The sequence below is a fragment of the Mesorhizobium sp. MC2-1-1 genome, assembly GCF_057597255.1.
The window spans coordinates 2,368,871-2,386,600 of sequence record NZ_CP195205.1; the positions used below are offsets into that span (position 1 = coordinate 2,368,871).

The 17,730-nt window shown below is 62.9% G+C and carries 20 protein-coding genes; 10 read left to right on the forward strand and 10 right to left on the reverse strand.

Going from position 1 to position 17,730, the window contains the following annotated elements:
- Positions 1-55 precede the first annotated feature (55 nt).
- Both ACR64R_RS11930 and bmt read left to right on the forward strand, forming a co-directional pair.
- The gene (locus ACR64R_RS11930) at positions 56-913 is read left to right on the forward strand and encodes a helix-turn-helix domain-containing protein (RefSeq protein WP_487361821.1); all 858 of its coding nucleotides are present in this window, start codon (positions 56-58) and stop codon (positions 911-913) included.
- Between the two features lie 129 nt (positions 914-1,042).
- The gene (gene bmt / locus ACR64R_RS11935) at positions 1,043-2,065 is read left to right on the forward strand and encodes a betaine--homocysteine S-methyltransferase (RefSeq protein ID WP_487361822.1); all 1,023 of its coding nucleotides are present in this window, start codon (positions 1,043-1,045) and stop codon (positions 2,063-2,065) included.
- Positions 2,066-2,074: 9 nt separating this feature from the next.
- Here the strand turns inward: bmt and ACR64R_RS11940 are convergent, their stop codons facing one another.
- The 7 genes from ACR64R_RS11940 to ACR64R_RS11970 form a co-directional block, all read right to left on the reverse strand.
- Positions 2,075-2,356 carry a hypothetical protein gene (locus tag ACR64R_RS11940; RefSeq protein WP_487361823.1) on the reverse strand — a complete coding sequence of 94 codons (282 nt, stop codon included), beginning with the start codon at positions 2,354-2,356 and terminating at the stop codon, positions 2,075-2,077.
- Between the two features lie 144 nt (positions 2,357-2,500).
- Complete coding sequence (locus ACR64R_RS11945) at positions 2,501-4,693, reverse strand: vWA domain-containing protein (protein WP_487361824.1); 2,193 nt, start codon at positions 4,691-4,693, stop codon at positions 2,501-2,503.
- 2 nt (positions 4,694-4,695) lie between these two features.
- Positions 4,696-5,256, reverse strand: coding sequence for an RNA polymerase sigma factor (locus ACR64R_RS11950; protein WP_487361825.1), 561 nt, complete (start codon positions 5,254-5,256; stop codon positions 4,696-4,698).
- A gap of 90 nt (positions 5,257-5,346) precedes the next feature.
- The gene (locus ACR64R_RS11955; protein WP_487361826.1) at positions 5,347-6,438 is read right to left on the reverse strand and encodes a hypothetical protein; all 1,092 of its coding nucleotides are present in this window, start codon (positions 6,436-6,438) and stop codon (positions 5,347-5,349) included.
- 149 nt (positions 6,439-6,587) lie between these two features.
- Complete coding sequence (locus ACR64R_RS11960; protein WP_487361827.1) at positions 6,588-7,319, reverse strand: dienelactone hydrolase family protein; 732 nt, start codon at positions 7,317-7,319, stop codon at positions 6,588-6,590.
- 103 nt (positions 7,320-7,422) lie between these two features.
- Entirely contained in the window at positions 7,423-8,112 is a 690-nt protein-coding gene (locus ACR64R_RS11965; RefSeq protein ID WP_487361828.1) for a hypothetical protein, read from the reverse strand.
- 89 nt (positions 8,113-8,201) lie between these two features.
- Complete coding sequence (locus tag ACR64R_RS11970) at positions 8,202-9,776, reverse strand: trimethylamine methyltransferase family protein (protein WP_487361829.1); 1,575 nt, start codon at positions 9,774-9,776, stop codon at positions 8,202-8,204.
- A 271-nt stretch (positions 9,777-10,047) separates the two neighbouring features.
- Here ACR64R_RS11970 and ACR64R_RS11975 point away from each other — a divergent pair, with 271 nt between their 5' ends.
- Positions 10,048-10,746, forward strand: a complete 699-nt coding sequence (locus ACR64R_RS11975) for a corrinoid protein (protein ID WP_487361830.1) — start codon at positions 10,048-10,050, stop codon at positions 10,744-10,746.
- 85 nt (positions 10,747-10,831) lie between these two features.
- Here ACR64R_RS11975 and ACR64R_RS11980 read toward each other — a convergent pair whose 3' ends face one another.
- The gene (locus ACR64R_RS11980; protein ID WP_487361831.1) at positions 10,832-10,966 is read right to left on the reverse strand and encodes an EncA/B family entericidin; all 135 of its coding nucleotides are present in this window, start codon (positions 10,964-10,966) and stop codon (positions 10,832-10,834) included.
- A gap of 52 nt (positions 10,967-11,018) precedes the next feature.
- On the opposite strand from ACR64R_RS11980, the gene ACR64R_RS11985 reads away from it, so the two are divergent.
- The gene (locus tag ACR64R_RS11985; RefSeq protein ID WP_487361832.1) at positions 11,019-11,651 is read left to right on the forward strand and encodes a DUF1638 domain-containing protein; all 633 of its coding nucleotides are present in this window, start codon (positions 11,019-11,021) and stop codon (positions 11,649-11,651) included.
- Positions 11,652-11,663: 12 nt separating this feature from the next.
- On the opposite strand, the gene ACR64R_RS11990 is transcribed toward ACR64R_RS11985, so the two are convergent.
- Positions 11,664-12,578 (reverse strand): NAD-dependent epimerase/dehydratase family protein, encoded by a 915-nt coding sequence (locus ACR64R_RS11990; RefSeq protein ID WP_487361833.1) that lies wholly within the window; start codon positions 12,576-12,578, stop codon positions 11,664-11,666.
- Positions 12,579-12,704: 126 nt separating this feature from the next.
- Here ACR64R_RS11990 and ACR64R_RS11995 point away from each other — a divergent pair, with 126 nt between their 5' ends.
- The 6 genes from ACR64R_RS11995 to ACR64R_RS12020 all read left to right on the forward strand — a co-directional run bounded on the left by ACR64R_RS11995 (position 12,705) and on the right by ACR64R_RS12020 (position 17,336).
- Positions 12,705-13,280, forward strand: coding sequence for a DUF4893 domain-containing protein (locus ACR64R_RS11995; protein WP_487361834.1), 576 nt, complete (start codon positions 12,705-12,707; stop codon positions 13,278-13,280).
- 93 nt (positions 13,281-13,373) lie between these two features.
- The gene (locus ACR64R_RS12000; protein ID WP_487361835.1) at positions 13,374-14,156 is read left to right on the forward strand and encodes a formyl transferase; all 783 of its coding nucleotides are present in this window, start codon (positions 13,374-13,376) and stop codon (positions 14,154-14,156) included.
- A gap of 135 nt (positions 14,157-14,291) precedes the next feature.
- On the forward strand, positions 14,292-14,594 hold the full coding sequence (locus tag ACR64R_RS12005; RefSeq protein ID WP_487361836.1) for a virulence factor: 303 nt from the start codon (positions 14,292-14,294) through the stop codon (positions 14,592-14,594).
- The gene (locus ACR64R_RS12010; RefSeq protein ID WP_487361837.1) at positions 14,587-15,192 is read left to right on the forward strand and encodes a methylenetetrahydrofolate reductase C-terminal domain-containing protein; all 606 of its coding nucleotides are present in this window, start codon (positions 14,587-14,589) and stop codon (positions 15,190-15,192) included. The genes ACR64R_RS12005 and ACR64R_RS12010 overlap by 8 nt, the downstream gene beginning before the upstream one ends.
- Positions 15,189-16,280, forward strand: a complete 1,092-nt coding sequence (locus tag ACR64R_RS12015; RefSeq protein WP_487361838.1) for a methylenetetrahydrofolate reductase — start codon at positions 15,189-15,191, stop codon at positions 16,278-16,280. The genes ACR64R_RS12010 and ACR64R_RS12015 overlap by 4 nt, the downstream gene beginning before the upstream one ends.
- Before the next feature lie 81 nt (positions 16,281-16,361).
- The gene (locus ACR64R_RS12020; protein ID WP_487361839.1) at positions 16,362-17,336 is read left to right on the forward strand and encodes a methyltetrahydrofolate cobalamin methyltransferase; all 975 of its coding nucleotides are present in this window, start codon (positions 16,362-16,364) and stop codon (positions 17,334-17,336) included.
- Positions 17,337-17,414: 78 nt separating this feature from the next.
- Here the strand turns inward: ACR64R_RS12020 and ACR64R_RS12025 are convergent, their stop codons facing one another.
- The gene (locus tag ACR64R_RS12025; RefSeq protein ID WP_487361840.1) at positions 17,415-17,657 is read right to left on the reverse strand and encodes a hypothetical protein; all 243 of its coding nucleotides are present in this window, start codon (positions 17,655-17,657) and stop codon (positions 17,415-17,417) included.
- Between the last annotated feature and the right edge of the window lie 73 nt (positions 17,658-17,730).

Genomic DNA, 17,730 nt, shown 5'->3' on the forward strand with positions numbered 1-17,730 from the left:
CACGTTCAACCCGGCTCTGGCGCAAATTTTTCCTCTCCGAAGCAGGAGCAGCATGATGGACAAGCGCGATCTGTCGACTCTCTTCCGGGAGCGGTTGAAAATGCTCTTGACACGGTCCGATCTCAACCAATCGGCCTTCGCGGCGGCCGTCGGCATCGACCGCTCGGCGCTGTCGCAGCTCCTGTCGGGCGCCTCGACCCGCCTGCCCCGTGCCGAGACGCTTCTCAACATCGCGGCCGAGTTCAAGGTGTCGCTCGATTGGCTGCTCGGCCTTTCCCAGGATGAGGGCGTCACCGGCGAGATCCGCGAAAGCCTGGAGATCGAGGAAGCTGCGGGCGGCTTCGACCGCACGCTGCTGGCCAAGTGGCATGCTGAGGCGGCCGGTACGAAGATTCGCTACGTGCCGGCAGGCATTCCCGATCTTTTGCGCACCGAGGCCCTGGTCGACTATGAGGCCGGGATAACCAACAAGAGTCGGGAAGCGCAGGCCGGCGAGACACAGTACCGTATCGATTACAACCGCCGGCCGGAGACCGACATGGAGGTCTGCATGCCGCGCCACACGCTGGAGATTTTCGCGCGCGGTCTCGGCGTCTGGGATCGTTTCCCCGAAGCCGACCGCCGTGAGCAGTTGCTGCACATGGCGGCCCTTCTCGACGACCTTTATCCGACCTTCCGCCTGTTCCTCTATGACGGACGCATGCGCTATTCGATCCCTTATACGATCTTCGGCCCCTACCGCGCCGCGATCTATGTCGGCGACATGTACCTGGTGCTGAACGCAACCCAGCCGATCCGCACCCTCACCAGCCATTTCGACAATCTGATCCGCGCTGCGGACATCAACGCGCACGAGGCGGCGAGCTTCGCGCAAGGTCTGGCCGCCATGTCCTTCCCGTTGGGCTCTGTCTGAGCGCCGGCATCGATATCATCCTGGCGGGCCAGGCTGCCGCATCTGATGACCTCACGGCCGCAATCTCGTTGACTAGACATAAAGACTTCTTTATATCGTTATTTGAATTTGAACACGAAAGCCAAAGCCATGACCGCGACCAATCCGATCGACGCCCTGCTTGCCGAAAAGGGCGTGCTTCTGGCCGACGGCGCCACCGGCACAAATCTGTTCGCGATGGGTCTCGAGGCCGGCGAAGCGCCAGAACTGCTTAATGAGACTTCGCCCGAGACCATTGCCAGCCTGCATCAGAACTTCGTCGACGCCGGCGCCGATATCATCCTGACCAACTCCTTCGGCGGCACGCGCCACCGGCTCAAGCTGCATCACGCGCAGGACCGCGTGCACGAGCTGAACAAGCGGGCCGCCGAGATCGCCCGCTCCGTCGCCGACAAGGCCGGCCGCAAGGTGATCGTCGCCGGCTCGGTCGGCCCGACCGGCGAATTGCTGGTGCCGCTCGGCGCCCTGACCTATGACGACGCCGTCGATGCCTTCGCCGAGCAGATCGAGGGCCTCAAGGCCGGCGGCGCCGAAGTCGCCTGGATAGAGACCATGTCGGCGCCCGACGAGATTCGGGCCGCGGCTGAAGCCGCGATCCGCGTCGGCCTGCCCTATACCTATACCGGTTCCTTCGACACGGCCGGCCGCACAATGATGGGCCTGCTGCCCAAGGACATCCACGCCGTGGCCGACGGGCTCTCGCAGGCTCCGCTCGGTGTCGGCGCCAATTGCGGCGTCGGCGCGTCCGATATCCTGGCCTCACTACTCGACATGACCGAGGCGAAGCCGGAGGCGACGGTGATCGTCAAGGGCAATTGCGGCATTCCGGAATTCCGCGGCGCGGAGATCCACTATTCCGGCACGCCGGAACTGATGTCCGACTATGTGCGGCTTGCGGTCGACGCCGGCGCAAAAATTGTCGGCGGATGCTGCGGCACCTCGTTCGCCCATTTGGCCGCCATGCGCAAGGCGCTCGACGCGCACACCAGGTCGACGCGCCCGACGATCGAGACGATCGTCGAGCGCATCGGCCCGATGCGCAACAAGGTGGCGACGGCGAACATCGCCGAAACCAGCGAAGGCCGCCGCGAGCGCAGGCGCGGCCGCGCCTGACAGGCCTTCCTATTTGCTGTTTTCGGCGTAGCGCGACTGCGCCGTATTGAAATCGATGGCGCCGCCCTGGCTGCCAGCGCCAATAGTCATCAGGGCGCCGGATGCGCGCGGATCGGTGATCTGTTCCAGCATCACGCGAAAACGGTCGTTGTGAAGGGCCGAAAGCGCCGTATCGCGGGCCGCGTCGACATCATTGCTGATACGCGCCGATTCCGCTGAGGGAGCGGCCACTCCCCGCATCGGTGCATCGGCCGCCGTCGAGTTCGCGTTCCCGATTGTCGTGATATGCACTGCCGATCCCTCAAATCTATCAGCACTAACTAACAGAAGCTGATTGCAACGATGTTCCGGAAAAGCCTTGCAATTTAACGATCGCCAAAAGGCCGGCGGGATTTCTCCCGCCGGCCCGTCCTTCAGTCTCTGTTTCCTAGCCCTCTACTTGCTGCCGTCCAGCGATGAGGCGAGGCGCACCAGCGACAGGAACTCCGCCCTGTATCCGAACGGATCGGCGCCGCGCGCGGCATTGGCGATCTCCGCGATCCGGTCATAACCGAAATTCGCCGTCTGGTCCTCGTTGCGCAGCCTCTGCCCGAAGGCGGCGACCGCGACCGAGAAACGCTGGTCCGAGCCGGCCGCGTCGAAGGACGAGACCTCGTTGGCGGCTGTCACCGGCGTGGTGATGAGCTTCGAGACGTTCTCGTTCGGCAGCTTGTAGCGGATCTTGACGAAGGCATATTCGTCGGCGTTGGCGACGCCGCCATTGTCGACCTTGGCCTGGCCGTAACGCAGCGGATCGACCTGCTCTGCGCCGCTGCCCTTCGGCGTGATCTCGTAGATCGCCGTCACCGAGTGGCCGGAGCCGATATCGCCGGCATCGACGCGGTCGTTGTTGAAATCCTCGCGCTTCAGGGCCCGGGTCTCGTAGCCGACAAGACGGTACTCCGAGACCTTGGCCGGATTGAACTCGACCTGGATCTTGACGTCCTTGGCAATGGTGAACAGCGTCGAGGAGGCATCCTCTACCAGCACCTTCTCGGCTTCGGCCAGCGTGTCGATATAGGCCGCCGTGCCGTTGCCGTTCTGGGCGATGGTCTGCATCATCTGATCGTTCAGATTGCCGCGGCCGAACCCGAACACCGAGAGGAACACACCGGTCATGCGCTCCTTCTCGATCAGCCGCTTGAGGTCGTCGTCATCGGTCTGGCCGACATTGAAATCGCCATCCGTGGCAAGCATCACGCGGTTGACGCCGTCCTTGACGAAGGATTGCTGGGCAAGCTTGTAGGCCTCGCGAATGCCCTCCTCGCCGGCCGTCGACCCGCCGGGTTCCAGATTGTCGATCGCCGCAAGGATCTTCTGCTTTTCCGCCGCCTTGGTCGGCATCAGCACAGTGCCGGCATTGCCCGCATAGGTGACGATGGAGACGGTGTCGTCCGCCTTCAACTTGCCGACCAGCATCCGGAAGGCCGACTTAAGCAGCGGCAGCTTGTCCGGCTCATCCATCGAGCCCGACACGTCGATCAGGAAGACAAGGTTTGCCTTTGGCTGCTCGGCCGGCTTCACGTCGAAACCCTTGATCGCGACATGCATCAGCTTGGTGTGCTCGTTCCACGGGGTCGGCATGACGGTGACGGTCGAGTTGAACGGCGTCGCGGCCGAATCCGGGCCCTTCCAGTCATAGGGGAAGTAGTTGACCATCTCTTCGACGCGGACGGTGTCCGGATCAGGCAGCGCGCCCTCCTTCAGCGACCGGCGCACGAAGGAATAGGAAGCCGTGTCGACATCGATCGAGAAGGTGGAGACCGGATCCTGGGCGGTCTCATGCACCGGGTTGGTCTTGAAGGTCTCGATGCGATCGCGGTTTTCCTCCCGCGGCTGCATCTGGTCGGCCGGCAAGGGCGCGGGCTGCCCCATCAGCTTGGAATCGACCATTGCGGGGGAAGACTGGGGCATGATGTTCGCCGCGCCCGCCGGCGCCTGGTCGGCCCGCTCGGCCTCGCCGACGCTGGGCGGTGTCATCGACATGATCACCCTGTTGGACGACCCGTCCTTGCCGCCGGCCGCGAGTCGGCCGCTCTCTGATGGCGCAGGCTGCAGGACAGGCTTGGCCGCCGGCGTCGCTTCCTGCTTGAGAAGGGCGTCGACCTCCGTCGCCGGCTTCGGCGCCGCGGGCGCCACTTGCGAATTGGCCCGGGTCTCGGCGTCCAGTTCGGTCTTCTTCTCCTTGGCGGGCGCCGCCGTCATCGGCTCCTTGACCGCCGGTCGCTCGGGAGCAAGCTTCTGCGCCACCGGCTTGTCGGCCACCGTCTCGGTGACGGTGCGGTTGCCGCCGGTGACCGGCGGCTGTTCCTTCAACATCTCGAAAGCGGCATAGCCGGCGATAGGCAGGGCGACCAGCGCCGTGATCGCCGGCGTGGCAATGAGTTTGCGTTGCATGATGTCTCTCCAGAGCTTTTGCGCTCGCTCCGTGAGACGAAGGCCCGCCGGCGATCCTTGGGGGGCGGTCGAAGTATTTTCGTCGAGGTCGAAAGCCGCCATCGCGGCGGCGAGCGCGCGCGCCTTCGCCGCGCCGTCCGGCGCCGGTACGGCGATATCGCGCAGCCTTTCGAGTTCGTCGTCACCGACCATGGTCACACTTCCCCAACTGAGCGCATCAGCACCTTCAGCCGTTTCTTCGCTTCATGGATGTGCCAGGAAACCGTCGTCTCCGAGATCGCCATCACCTCCGCCGCCGCCGCGTGGTTGAGGCCTTCGCCATAGACCAGCAGCACCGCGTCGCGCTGCTTGTCCGGCAGCATGCGCACCGCCGCCCACAGCGCCTCAGCCGGATCGTCGGCCTCCGTCGACGCCTCGCCGGCGATCAGCGCATAAGCGCCGTAGGCATCGGTCTTGGCGGTGTCGCGGGCGCGCTTGCGCATCATGTCGCGCGAAGCGTTCAGAGTCATGGCATAGAGCCATGTCGTGAACGCGCCGCTGCCCTGATAATCGCGGAGCGCGCGGCCGAGCCGCACGCAGACGTCCTGGGCGATGTCCTCGGCGTCGGCCTTGCGGCCGCACCAGCGATAGGCGGCGCGATAGACGAAGCCATAGTGCCTTTCGAGCAAAACGCCGAAAGCCCCCCTGTCTCCGCCCCTCGCCCGCCCGATCAATTCGGCATCGGAGGCTTCGCTGTCGTCCAGCATCATCGCCATCATTTGCCTGTTGGACGAAGGCTAATGACCAATCCTTGGGACGACGGGAAGAAAAATCTCGTGGAAATTCGCGACATCGGGCGGCCGGCGTTATTGGCCGGGACAAACAAGGCGGACGGTGACAGTGTTCTTGCCGCTCACCGACATACCCCCTTGCGAGATGATCTTGCCGAAGGGCATGGCGCTCACGTCCTGCGAGATGTTGGTGTCGTTGGTCAGGCGCTCCTCGCCAAAGACCTCGCCGCTACCCACTTCCCCCTTCGGGCGCATCGACATGCCGTGTCCTCCCATGCATCGGACCTTGATATCGCCCGGCTTGCCGGTGGACGTGCTTTTGAGGCTCATGGCGAAACCATCGGTATCAAGTATCATATCAATGTCGTCATTCAGTTGGCCGCTCGACTTGCAGCTCATGCCTCCGATTTTCATGTTCTTGATCCGGCCGGCCTGCTTGCCCTTTCCGTTCAGCGTCCAATTGTCGGATCCGGGTGAACTCTTGCCCTCCATCTTCACGGACGGAGTGACGTAGGAATAGGTGACATCGAACTGCGGGCCGAAAATGCGAGGCTCCATCTTCGCCTCGACGGTCATGGTGCCCTCGTCAACTATCCGCTTCAGCACGGCGCGCATGGCCTTCGCCTGCTCCTGGTAGCGCTCGGCCTCCTCGGCGGCAATGAGGCTTGGCAGCCTGTCCCAGTAGACGGATGCCGTCTCTCTCGCGCAACGGTCGCGGTGCGCTGCCTCATGCGCAAGCGTGATATCGGCTATATCCTTACACGGCGAGCCGGCGCGCAGTTTCTCGAGTTCCTCGGGCTTCTGCTCGCAACTGCCAAACCGCATGTCGACGGTCGCAGGACCCGTGTAGCCGTACGCCGGATTATAGGGGAGCTTGAACTTCTCCATGGCCCTGGCGCGCTCCATGGAAGAACGATGACCGATGTTTACGTCCGAATCGGGGTGCGTCGGAATCTTGTGGGCCTCGATTAGCGGATCTTCGACCGCCTTGAGCGTCTTGGCCATATCCGAGAAGAAGCGGGCCTCATACTCCGCGTTCTTCAGTTCTTCCTGGACGCTCCTTAAATCCTGACAGGAACATTGTTTCTGCTCTGCGCTGGCCTGGTGAATCGCATAGCCCGCTGACAAAGCAATGACCAATGCCCCGCGACCGATGAAAAACCTCATCTCGCCTCCTGATTGTATCGACGTCGCCGATATTCAGGAGGTCTGTTTCGAGAGTGTGTCGCCAAGCCTCGCCATGTTCCGGCAAGCTGACAGACACTTGCGCCGTCGAATGGATTGCCCGTCGGTCTGAAGGAGCGTTGGCCGGGAGCTCAGCCAAGGGTCTCGGCGAAGAAGGTCGTCAGCCTCTTCCAATGGCGTTCGGCACCCGCTTCGTCATAGACGCTGTGGTCCTTGATGCACCAGCCATGGCCGACACCGACGTAATTCTCGATAACGTGGTCGACCTCGGCTACGCGCAAGGCCTCCGCCAGCCGCGCCGACTGTTCCGGCGGAAAGCTGCGATCGACGCCGGCAACGCCGACATAGACCCGCGCCTTGATCGAAGCCGCCTTGCGGTGCGGGCTGTCCGGCGCATCGCTGGCGAGATTGCCGCCATGAAAACTCGCCGCCGCGACGATGCGGCCGGGATTGGTAGCGGCCGCGTTGAGGGCCCGCGCGCCGCCCATGCAATAGCCCACGACGCCGACCGGCCCGTCAATGCCTTCGGTCGTGAGCGCGTCGAGGAAGCCGGCATTGTCGCGGATGGTCATGTCCTGCGTCGTGCCGGTCACCAGCGCCATCAATTTGGTTTTGGTTTCCTCCACCGTGAAGGCGGTCTTGGCGTCGAACGGGCCATAAGGGGCGTTGCGATAGAACAGGTCGGGCACCAGCACGGCGTAGCCGTGGCCGGCAAGCCTTTCGGCCATCTCATCAAGCGCCGGGCGCGGGCCGAAGGCGTCCATATAGAGGATGACAGCGGGGCTGGCCTTGCGGGACGGTCGAAAAAGCCCCGCCTTTGCCTTGCCGTCCGTGGTCTCGATCTCAATCTGCTTTCCGGCCATGATGCTCTCCGTTGGCTGCCGCGCGTTAGATATCGGCAAGCGCCGTTCCGGCAAGCCATTCCCGGGCCGGGCCATTCAAGATTTCGTGCGGCCGGCCCGCCTCCTAGAGCCGCGCGAAAGCCGCCATATGAAAGGCCTGCACCTCCGGCGGATAGCGATAGTCTGCGCCATACGGGCAGGCGTTGCGGTCGAGGCAGCCACCGCTGCGGCACGGCTCGCCACGAGGGCCTCGAACATGGACGAGACAGGCTTCATGGGCAAAGCCCTGTCCGGAATAGGCATCGACCGGACAGGCTTTCAGGCAGGGTTTCTCGACACATGTGCCGCAAAGATGAATCGCTTCATGAACTTCGGGAAGAGAAATCTCGTTCTCGAACAGCAAGGCGCCACGGTAGGCGTGCCAGAGCCCATATCGCGGGTGCATGAGGATGCCAAGCGGCGATGGTTTCAGCCCTTCGGCCCGCATCGCCCATTGCTGGAACGGCAGATAGGGCCGGTCGGAGGGCGACACCGCGCGGGCGCCACAGCCTTGCGCTACAGCGCCGATAACCTCCCGCGACCAGATGTCGAGCGGATTCGCGACGCCCCTCGCCTGCTGTCCCAGCCAGCGCTGGAAATGCGGCCATGGCGCCGCGCCCGCCTGCCCGACCAGCAGCACCGATTTCGCTGGAGCCCCTGAACGCGCAGCCGGCGCCGCCTCATCGCCACCGAAGTTGAAGCCGCCGCGAAGGATGAGCCCGTTGGCCGCGAGCGCGGCCGCGATCTTCTCGACCGCGTCGCGGGAAAAAGTCATCCCTTCCGGTCCGGGTCGGAGAACGCGCTCCGCCAGACTTCCTTGTGGATGATGTTGGCGACTTTAGCCCGGCCTGACTCGGGCTCCTTTCACGTGAAGGCGTCGGCCATCGAGCCCTTCTTCTTGGCGATGAAATCCTTCAACGCGTCGTCGATGGCTGGATCGAGATGCGGCGCCTCGTAGCTTTCCAGCCAGCGGCGTGTCAGCTCGTTGGCGCGCTGCGGCGCGGTCTTCTCGCCCTCGGCAAGCCACTGTTCATAGGAATTGTTGTCGGCAATGTTGGAGCGGTAGAAGGCCGTCTGGAAATTCGCCTGGGTATGGTCGCAGCCCAGGTAATGGCTTCCCGGGCCAACCTGGCGGATGGCGTCCATCGCCTGGCCGTTTTCCGACAGGTCGACGCCCTCGCAGAATTTCTGCTGCATGCCGAGCTGGTCGATGTCCATCATGAATTTCTCGTAGCAGGACGCAAGACCGCCCTCGAGCCAGCCTGCCGAATGCAGCACGAAATTCGTGCCGGCGAGGATCGTCGAGTTGAGCGTGTTGGCGCTCTCATAGGCAGCCTGTGCGTCCGGGATCTTCGAGGCGCAGAGCGAACCGCCGGTGCGAAACGGCAGGCCGAGCCGCCGGGCGAGCTGTGCTGCGCCGTAGGAAACCAGCGACGGCTCCGGCGTTCCGAAGGTCGGCGCGCCGGACTGCATCGAAATCGACGAGGCGAAGGTGCCGAACAGCACCGGCGCGCCAGGTCTTATCAGTTGCGTGAACGAGGCGCCGGCGAGCACCTCCGCCAGCACCTGCGTCAGCGTGCCGGCGACCGTCACCGGGCTCATCGCGCCGGCCAGGATGAAGGGCGTCACGATGCAGGCCTGGTTGTGGCGCGAATAGACTTTCAGCGCCCCCAGCATGGTCTCGTCGAACACCATTGGCGAATTGGCGTTGATCAGGCTGGTCAGCACCGTGTTGTTCTCGACGAAGTCGTCGCCGAACACGAGCTTGGCCATCGCCACTGTGTCCTCGGCCCGCTCCGGCGCGGTGACCGAGCCCATGAACGGCTTGTCCGAGTAACGGATATGCGCGTAGATCATGTCGAGGTGGCGCTTGTTGACCGGCACGTCGACCGGCTCGCACACCGTGCCGCCCGAATGGTGGATCGACGGCGCCATATAGGCGAGCTTCACGAAATTCTGGAAATCCTCGATCGTCGCGTAGCGGCGGTTGCCGTCGAGGTCGCGCACGAAGGGCGGGCCGTAGACCGGCGCAAACACCGTCGCATTGCCGCCGATCTGCACCGAACGTTCCGGATTGCGCGCATGCTGGGTGTAAATCGAGGGCGCGGTTTTCAGCAGCGAGCGGCACAGCCCCTTCGGGAAGTGCACGCGCTCGCCCTTGACGTCGGCGCCGGCCTCTTTCCACAGCGCCAGCGCCTCGGCGTCGTCACGGAAGATGATACCGGTTTCTTCCAGCACCGTGTCAGTGTTCTTCTCGATCAGCGCCAGGCCTTCCTCGTTGAGGACCTCATAAACGTTGATCTTGCGCTTGATATAGGTGAGCTGGGTGCCCGGGCCGCCACCCGAGCGCGCCGCGCGCCGAGCTGCCGCGCCGCCACTGGCGGCGCGCCCGCGCCGTGCGTTTGACGCTTCCTGGTCGACTGGCGCGTTCTCGCTCATGATCGTCCTTCCCTAAAACCGTTCGACTGCATTTGCTGACGGCGGCAGACCGCCGCTTCTCGCCGGATCGTAGCCATGCACCCTATTGGAAACGGCCAGCCAGCGCCAACACCTGTCGCAAAATCGACAAGAAAAGCGCTAATTTTTCAGTCGCTTTCCTTTTGCGGGAAGTCGCAAATCAGCTATGGCTACGTTGCCCTCGCGGGTTAGGTATTGGCGCATCGATTTTTAGGCTGCCGCAGTCAGTCCGAGCAGCAAGGAGCCCGAGAAAATGTCCGACGACGAGATCATCCTTTCCGAGCTTTCCGACGACGAACTCGTGCAGCAGATGCATGACGACCTTTATGACGGCCTGAAGGAAGAGATCGAGGAAGGCACCAACATCCTTCTGGAGCGCAATTGGGCGCCTTATAAGGTGCTGACCGAGGCGCTGGTCGAAGGCATGCGTATCGTCGGCGAAGACTTCCGCGACGGCATCCTGTTCGTGCCGGAAGTGCTGCTCTCGGCCAACGCGATGAAGGCCGGTATGGCCATCCTGCGTCCGCTGCTCGCCGCCACCGGGGCGCCGAAGCAGGGCAAGATGGTGATCGGCACCGTCAAGGGCGACATCCACGACATCGGCAAGAACCTCGTCGGCATGATGATGGAAGGCGCCGGCTTCGACGTCATCGACCTCGGCATCAATAACGCGGTCGAGAAATATCTCGACGCAATCGAGCAGCACCAGCCCGACATCATCGGCATGTCAGCGCTGCTCACCACCACCATGCCCTACATGAAGGTCGTCATCGACACGATGAAGGAAAAGGGCATTCGTGACGATTATGTCGTCCTGGTCGGCGGCGCGCCACTCAACGAGGAATTCGGCAAGGCCGTCGGCGCCGACGCCTATTGCCGCGACGCAGCGGTAGCGGTCGAGACGGCCAAGGATTTCATGAAGCGCAAGCACAACGTTCGCGCTTCCGCCTGACCCAAGGCATCAGGATGGATCGATAGAAAAAGCCGCGCCTTGCAGCGCGGCTTTTTTGTTCCCAGATGATGGACGAGGCTACCGGTCAGTTGACAGTGTCCTTGACTGCCCTTGCCGTCGATTTGACGTCCTTGCCTACGCCCCGAATGGTGTTGGCGCAGGCGGTAAGTGCAAGCGCAAAGGCCAGAATGGCCATCGGCGCTATGCGTAGCAATTTCATGGATGGTGTCTCCCTCGACAGATACTAGCCCCGCAGCGAAAGCCGGCCCGACTTGGTGAAAGCGCAAGAAACGAAACCGAATCAAACAGACAGGCTTCTCGTCATCGCCTGCGGGATGATTGCGCGCGAAGTTTTGGCCGTCAAGCAACGGCTAAAGCTCGACCATCTCGATCTGACCTGCCTGCCGGCCGAGTTCCATTTTTACCCGGACCGGATCGCGCCGGCGATGGACAAGGCGATCGAAAAGGCCAAGGCGGAAGGCTACGAGCACATCTTCGTCGGCTATGCCGATTGCGGCACCGGCGGCCTGCTCGACCGCGTGATCGAGAAGCATGGCGTCGAGCGCATGGCCGGGCCGCATTGCTTTGCCTTCTACCAGGGCATGGACGCCTACGCGAAGGTCGCCGACGACGACATGATGTCGTTCTACATGACCGACTTCCTCTGCCGCCAGTTCGAGTCTTTCTTCATCAAGCCGCTCGGCCTCGACCGGCATCCCGAGCTGATCAAGGATTATTTCGGCAACTACGAGAAGCTGATCTATCTCGCCCAAACCGACGATCCGGAACTCGACAAGGTCGCCGAGAAAGCCGCGCTTATGCTCGGCCTCACCTATGAGCGCCGCTCCACCGGCTATGGCGATCTGACAGGCGAACTGGCGCGGGTGGCTGCAAATACGACCTGAAACCACTCGATCTCAGGTTTCTCCATCGAGCGTGGCCAACACATCGGCAAAGCTGGTCTTGCACACGAAGCCCAACCGCTCCCTTGCCCGCGACGGATCGTAGATGCGGTCTATCGAGGAGAACATCGTCCAACCCTTCCTGGCATAGAGCCTCGGATAATCCGGGAAATAGCGCGCTACGACTGCCGGCGCGTCGGCGATCAATTCAGCGCAGTCTTCCGTCCGGAACGGCGTCGGCGCCGAAATGATAAAGGTGTCAAAACCGAGCTGCGGGGCTTTCTCCAGGGCCGCGACATGCGCCTCGGCCGCATCATCCACGGTCAGCCGCCGGAACAGCAGCTCGTTCGCCTTGGTGTTGGCATCGGATTGCTGGATCGCATGTGCCATGTCGTCGGCTTCAGGAAAGAAGCGTGCCGTGCGCAGCGCCACCACCGGCAGTCCGTGTTCGATATGATAGAGACGGCACAGATGCTCGGCCGAAAGCTTCGTCACGCCATAGATGTTGCGGGGCTCCGGCAACATCTCTTCCGTGAGCCAGGCCGCCTTGCGCGCGCCGCCGTGGAAGCCGGCGCGGATCGCCTGCGAGATCATCAGCGATGTCGTCGAGGTGAAGACGAAGCGCTGGACGCCAAAGGCGACGGCCGCATCGAGCAGGTTGAGGGTGCCCTGCACATTCGTCGCGACGAAGGCGCTATTCTCATATTGCTCGATGTTCGGCTTGTGCAGCGCGCCGCTGTGAATGATGGCCTCGACGCGATTCTCGTGGATAGTCTCCCGGACAAGATCGCGGTCCGCTATCGAGCCGACGATTTGCGTGCGCACGGAAGGGACCTGATCAAGGCCGATGACGTCATAGCCGAGCGCTTTGAGCCTTGGCCCAAGTGCGCTGCCCAGCCATCCGGACGATCCCGTGAGCAATATCCGCATCGATCAAACCGCCATTTTTTCGAGCACGCACTGTTAAGCATGGATGACAGCCAATGACGAACCGGTAAGTTGTGCGCCAATGATAGAAAAGACTGTTCCAGCCATTGATTTGAGGAAACACATTTCATGATCCCTCGCCTGCTCCTTGCCGCCTTTGGCCTTGTTGCCCTCACCTTGCCGGCCCATGCCGATGGGGAAGTACAGAAGCTGATCACCGACGCCGACAAGGCGCGTTTGGACAAGTACGGCGAAACGCGCAAGGCGGCTCTCGAAGAGGCGAAGGCTGGCAATCCGTCGGAGGTCAAGCAATTGGAAGATTTGCTCGCCAAGCCGCTCGTCGCCTTCTCCGACAAGGACCTTACCGGCAACTGGAAATGCCGCACCATCAAGGCGGGCGGCATCAGCCCGCTCGTTATCTATGGCTGGTTCAAATGCAAGGTCACCGACGACGGCTCCGGCTGGCGGCTTGCCAAGATCAGCGGCTCGCAACGCACGGGCGGCCGCTTCTTCGACGACGGCGACAAGCGCGCCATCTATCTCGGCTCGTTCTCGGTCAATGACGACAAGGCGAAGCCCTATGGCAGCGGCCCAGAGAGCGACCAGGTCGGCTACGCCTTCCGCAACAGCGCCACCGAGTGGCGGATCGAATTCCCCGCGCCCTATTACGAATCGAAGCTCGATATCATGGAGTTGAAGCGCTGAGCCGCTTTTTGCGTCTGACCGAAGGCGGTCGGCACACCAAGGGTTAACCCGCGCCGCATAGCATGCGCCCGGTCTTTGGAGCGGGTGCTTGCCGTGGCAGCGTCGGTATCGAATACGCGACCGGTTGTGGTCGTCACCGAAGGTGGACCGCATATCTGGGCCATCGTCAACGCGCTTGCCGATCGCGTCGGTCCCGTCAGCGTCATCCTCGAAGCGCCGGAATCCAAAAAGCGTCTGCTGCTCGGACGGGCGCGGCGTCAGGGTTGGGTGTCTGCCTTGGGCCAGCTCGGCACGATGGTGCTGACAAGGCTCGGCAAGCGCTTCCTGGCTGGGCATGCCGAGCGGCTGATAGCCGAAGAGAGGCTCGCGACCGAGCCCCGGCAAGGCCAGGCGATCATCCACGTGCCTTCGGCCAACGGGCCGGAATGCCTGAAGGAAATCAGCAGCATCGAACCGGGCGTTGTGCTGCTTGCTGGCTGCAGGCTGCTGTCGAGAGACACCTTGGCGGAGATGCCTTGTCCAGTGCTCAACTATCACGCCGGCATCGCGCCGAAATATCGCGGCATGAATGGCGGCTACTGGGCGCTGGCCTCCGGCGATCGAGCGAATTTCGGCACCACCGTTCACCTTGTCGATGCCGGCGTCGACACCGGCGGCGTGCTGAAGCAGGCACGCGGCAGTGCGAAGCAGGGCGACACCATCGCCAGCTACGCGCTGCGCCAGGCGGCGTTCTCGCGCGATATCTGCGTCGAGGCGGTCGCCAATGCGATGGCCGGCAGACTGGAAACGATCAATCCAAATCTGCCGTCGAAGCAATGGTATCACCCGACGATCTGGTTCTACCTCTGGACCGGTTTGACCAAGCGCGTGTGGTAGTCAGCCAGCCACACAATCCAGCATTCTCTTTGCGACCTCCGCCAGCGTCGCTTTTGAAGGCGCGGGCGTCGTCCCATAACAAGCAGCCCAACTGCGCTTGCGGCAATGCTCCAAGACTTCGAGGAGTGAGAATTCATGGCCGATCTGATCGTCGTCTATTGGCGCGACATCCCCGCCCAGGTCATCGTCAGGAAGGGCCGGCAGAACGCGAAGCGCGAACTGCCGCTGCGCTTCACCGAGGCGATCGACATGTGCGCCATGCGCACCGGCGCCGGCGGCACCGACGACTATCTGGCCGAATGGCGTAAGGCCGATCCGATCCCGGTTGGCGACGACCTCGAGGCAGAGGTCGAGAAGGCTTTTCAGGAACTCGACGCGAAATACGACCGCGAGCGGCTGGTCGCTCTGGTCAAGGCTGGCGGGAAAGAAAATGTCTGACACTACTCCTGTCAAGGAAGGGGCGGCGGTTACTCAGGCCACCTTGGTCAAGAAGGCAGCGCCGAAATCCGACTACAAGCCTTCCGACGTATCGCCGCAGCGCCGCGTCCAGCGCACTTTTGCGGTGCGCCTGTGGTCGGTCCGCCATTCACGATTGCTCGAATGGTTCTACAGCCGGTTCGCCGACGCCTTCCTGCTCCTACACCCTCTGTGGAAGGGTATCGGCTACGGTCGCGTCGAAGCCCCGGTGAAATTCGTCGAGAGGCGCGTCAAGGGCTTCATGTTCGACTGCCGCATGTGCGGGCAGTGCGTGCTCTCCTCCACCGGCATGTCATGCCCAATGAACTGCCCCAAGCAACTGCGCAACGGCCCGTGTGGTGGCGTGCGCGCCAATGGCAATTGCGAGGTCGAGCCCGACATGCCCTGCGTCTGGGTCAAGGCCTGGGAAGGCTCACGCAACATGGTGCATGGCGACAAGATACTCTCCGTGCAAAAGCCGGTCGACCAGTCGCTGCGTGAAACCTCGGCCTGGCTTCGTGTGACCGCGCAGGCCGCCGCCGCGCGTGAAACGCCCCAGACCCCCGGAGCTTCGGCATGAAGGGCCGCCAGCGCGACGAGAACCCCGCCGGCATCCATCTGCCGCTCGATCCCCTGCCCGGGCACACGTCGCGCGGCCGACTGGAGCGCGTGTTGCGCCGCGGCGAATTCGCGGTGACGACCGAGCTCAACCCGCCCGACAGCGCCGATCCCGAAGACGTCTACAACCGCGCCAGGATCTTCGATGGCTGGGTCGACGCCATCAACGCGGTCGATGCCTCGGGCGCCAACTGCCACATGTCCTCGGTCGGCATCTGCGCGCTGCTGACCCGCATGGGCTACGCGCCGATCATGCAGATCGCCTGCCGCGACAAGAACCGCATCGCCATCCAGGGCGACGTGCTGGGCGGCGCCGCGATGGGCGTCGCAAACATGCTGTGCCTGACCGGCGATGGCGTGCAGGCCGGCGACCAGCCGGGCGCCAAGCCCGTGTTCGACCTCGATTCCATGTCGCTGCTCGAAACCATTCGCATCATGCGCGACAACGGCAAGTTCTTGTCCGGCCGCAAGCTGACGACGCCGCCGCAGGTCTTCCTGGGTTGCGCGGTCAATCCCTTCGCGCCGCCCTACGACTTCCGCCCTATCCATCTCGGCAAGAAGATCGCCGCGGGCGCCCAGTTCGCGCAGACGCAGTACTGCTTCGATGTGCCGATGTTCAGAACCTTCATGCAGAAAGCCCGCGACCTCGGCCACACCGAGAAGCTCTTCCTGCTTTGCGGCGTCGGTCCGCTCGCCTCCGCCAAGACGGCGAAATGGATCCGCTCCAACGTGCCTGGTATCCACATCCCCGATGCGGTGATCAAGCGACTGGAAGGCGCGCAGGATCAGAAGAAGGAAGGCAAACAGCTCTGCATCGACATCATCAACGAGGTGAAGGAAATCCCGGGTGTCGCCGGCATCCATGTGATGGCCTACCGCCAGGAGGAATATGTCGCCGAGATCGTCGATGAATCCGGCGTGCTGAAAGGCCGCCAGCCGTGGAAACGCGAGATCCGCCGCGACGACCAGATCGTTGCCGAGCGGCTAGACCACATACTGCACGACGAGATTACCGAAACCCAGGTGGATATGGTGAAGACCGCGCATTGATCGCGCTGCCGGCACGCATTTGCTTGAACAAAATCAGATAACGATATAAAGAACTCTTTATATCCCGGACGGAGAGATCGCATGACCCGCACCATCGTCGCCTCGGCGACCCGAGAAATCGTCATCGGCTTCGATCAGCCCTTTTGCGTGATCGGTGAACGCATCAACCCGACGGGCCGCAAGAAGCTCGCCGCCGAGATGGTGGCCGGCAATTTCGAGACCGTCATCAAGGACGCGCTCGAGCAGGCCGCCTGCGGCGCCACCATGCTCGACGTCAATGCCGGCGTCACCGCCGTCGACCCCAACGCGACCGAGCCGGCGCTGTTGGTGCAGACGTTGGAAATCGTGCAGGGCCTCGTCGATCTGCCGCTGTCGATCAACTCGTCGGTCACCGCCGCCATCGAGGCGGCGCTCAAGGTCGCCAAGGGCCGCCCGCTGGTCAACTCCGTCACCGGCGAGGAGGAAAAGCTCGAGGCCATCCTGCCGTTGGTCAAGAAATACAACGTCCCGGTCGTCGCCATCTCCAACGACGAGACCGGCATTTCCATGGACCCGGATGTCCGCTTCGCGGTCGCCAAGAAGATCGTCGAGCGCTGCGCCGATTTCGGCATTCCCGCCCATGACGTCGTCGTCGACCCGCTTGTCATGCCGATCGGCGCGCTGGGCGACGCCGGTCGCCAGGTGTTCGCGCTGCTACGCCGGCTGCGTGAAGAGCTCAAGGTCAATACCACTTGCGGCCTTTCCAACATCTCGTTCGGCCTGCCGCACCGCCACGGCATCAACGCCGCCTTCATCCCGATGGTGATCGGCGCCGGCATGACCTCGGCGATCATGAATCCGGTGCGTCCGCAGGAGATGGAAGCCGTGCGCGGCGCCAATGTGCTCAACGGCACCGACGAAAACTGCACCAACTGGATCCGCACCTACAAGGATTACAAGCCGGCCGAAGGCGGCCAGGCTGTCGCAGCTCCGACGGCGGTCAACGCTCCTGGCGAAGGCGCCGCCGCTGGCGGCCGTCGCCGTGGCGGTCGTGAAGCTCGCATGGCCAAGGGATAGCGCGCAATCGTGAGGCACACCGCAAACAACTCTGGTCCGATCGCATCGTGGATGCGATCGGACAGCTCTGCTTTGCGCTCAAGCCATGCCCAATATGGCGTCGAACAACGCCATTCCAGCCCACGATCCGAAAATGCCGGTGACGCCGCCAATGATGAAATCATCGTCATAGGCGGGCCAATATGCATGCAGCACGAGGGTTCCGACGACCGCGCCGAGGATTCCGGTCGCGAGGTATTGCGGATTGCGCAGCCACGAGCCCTTGATCACGCGCACCATGGTGAACGCGGTGAAGACGGCGGAGAGCAGAAGTTCCGACATGGTTGGCCCCTGGACCAGCAGACTCTCCACCCAACAGTAAAACGATCCGTTAAACGGGATCGGCAATTGCCAT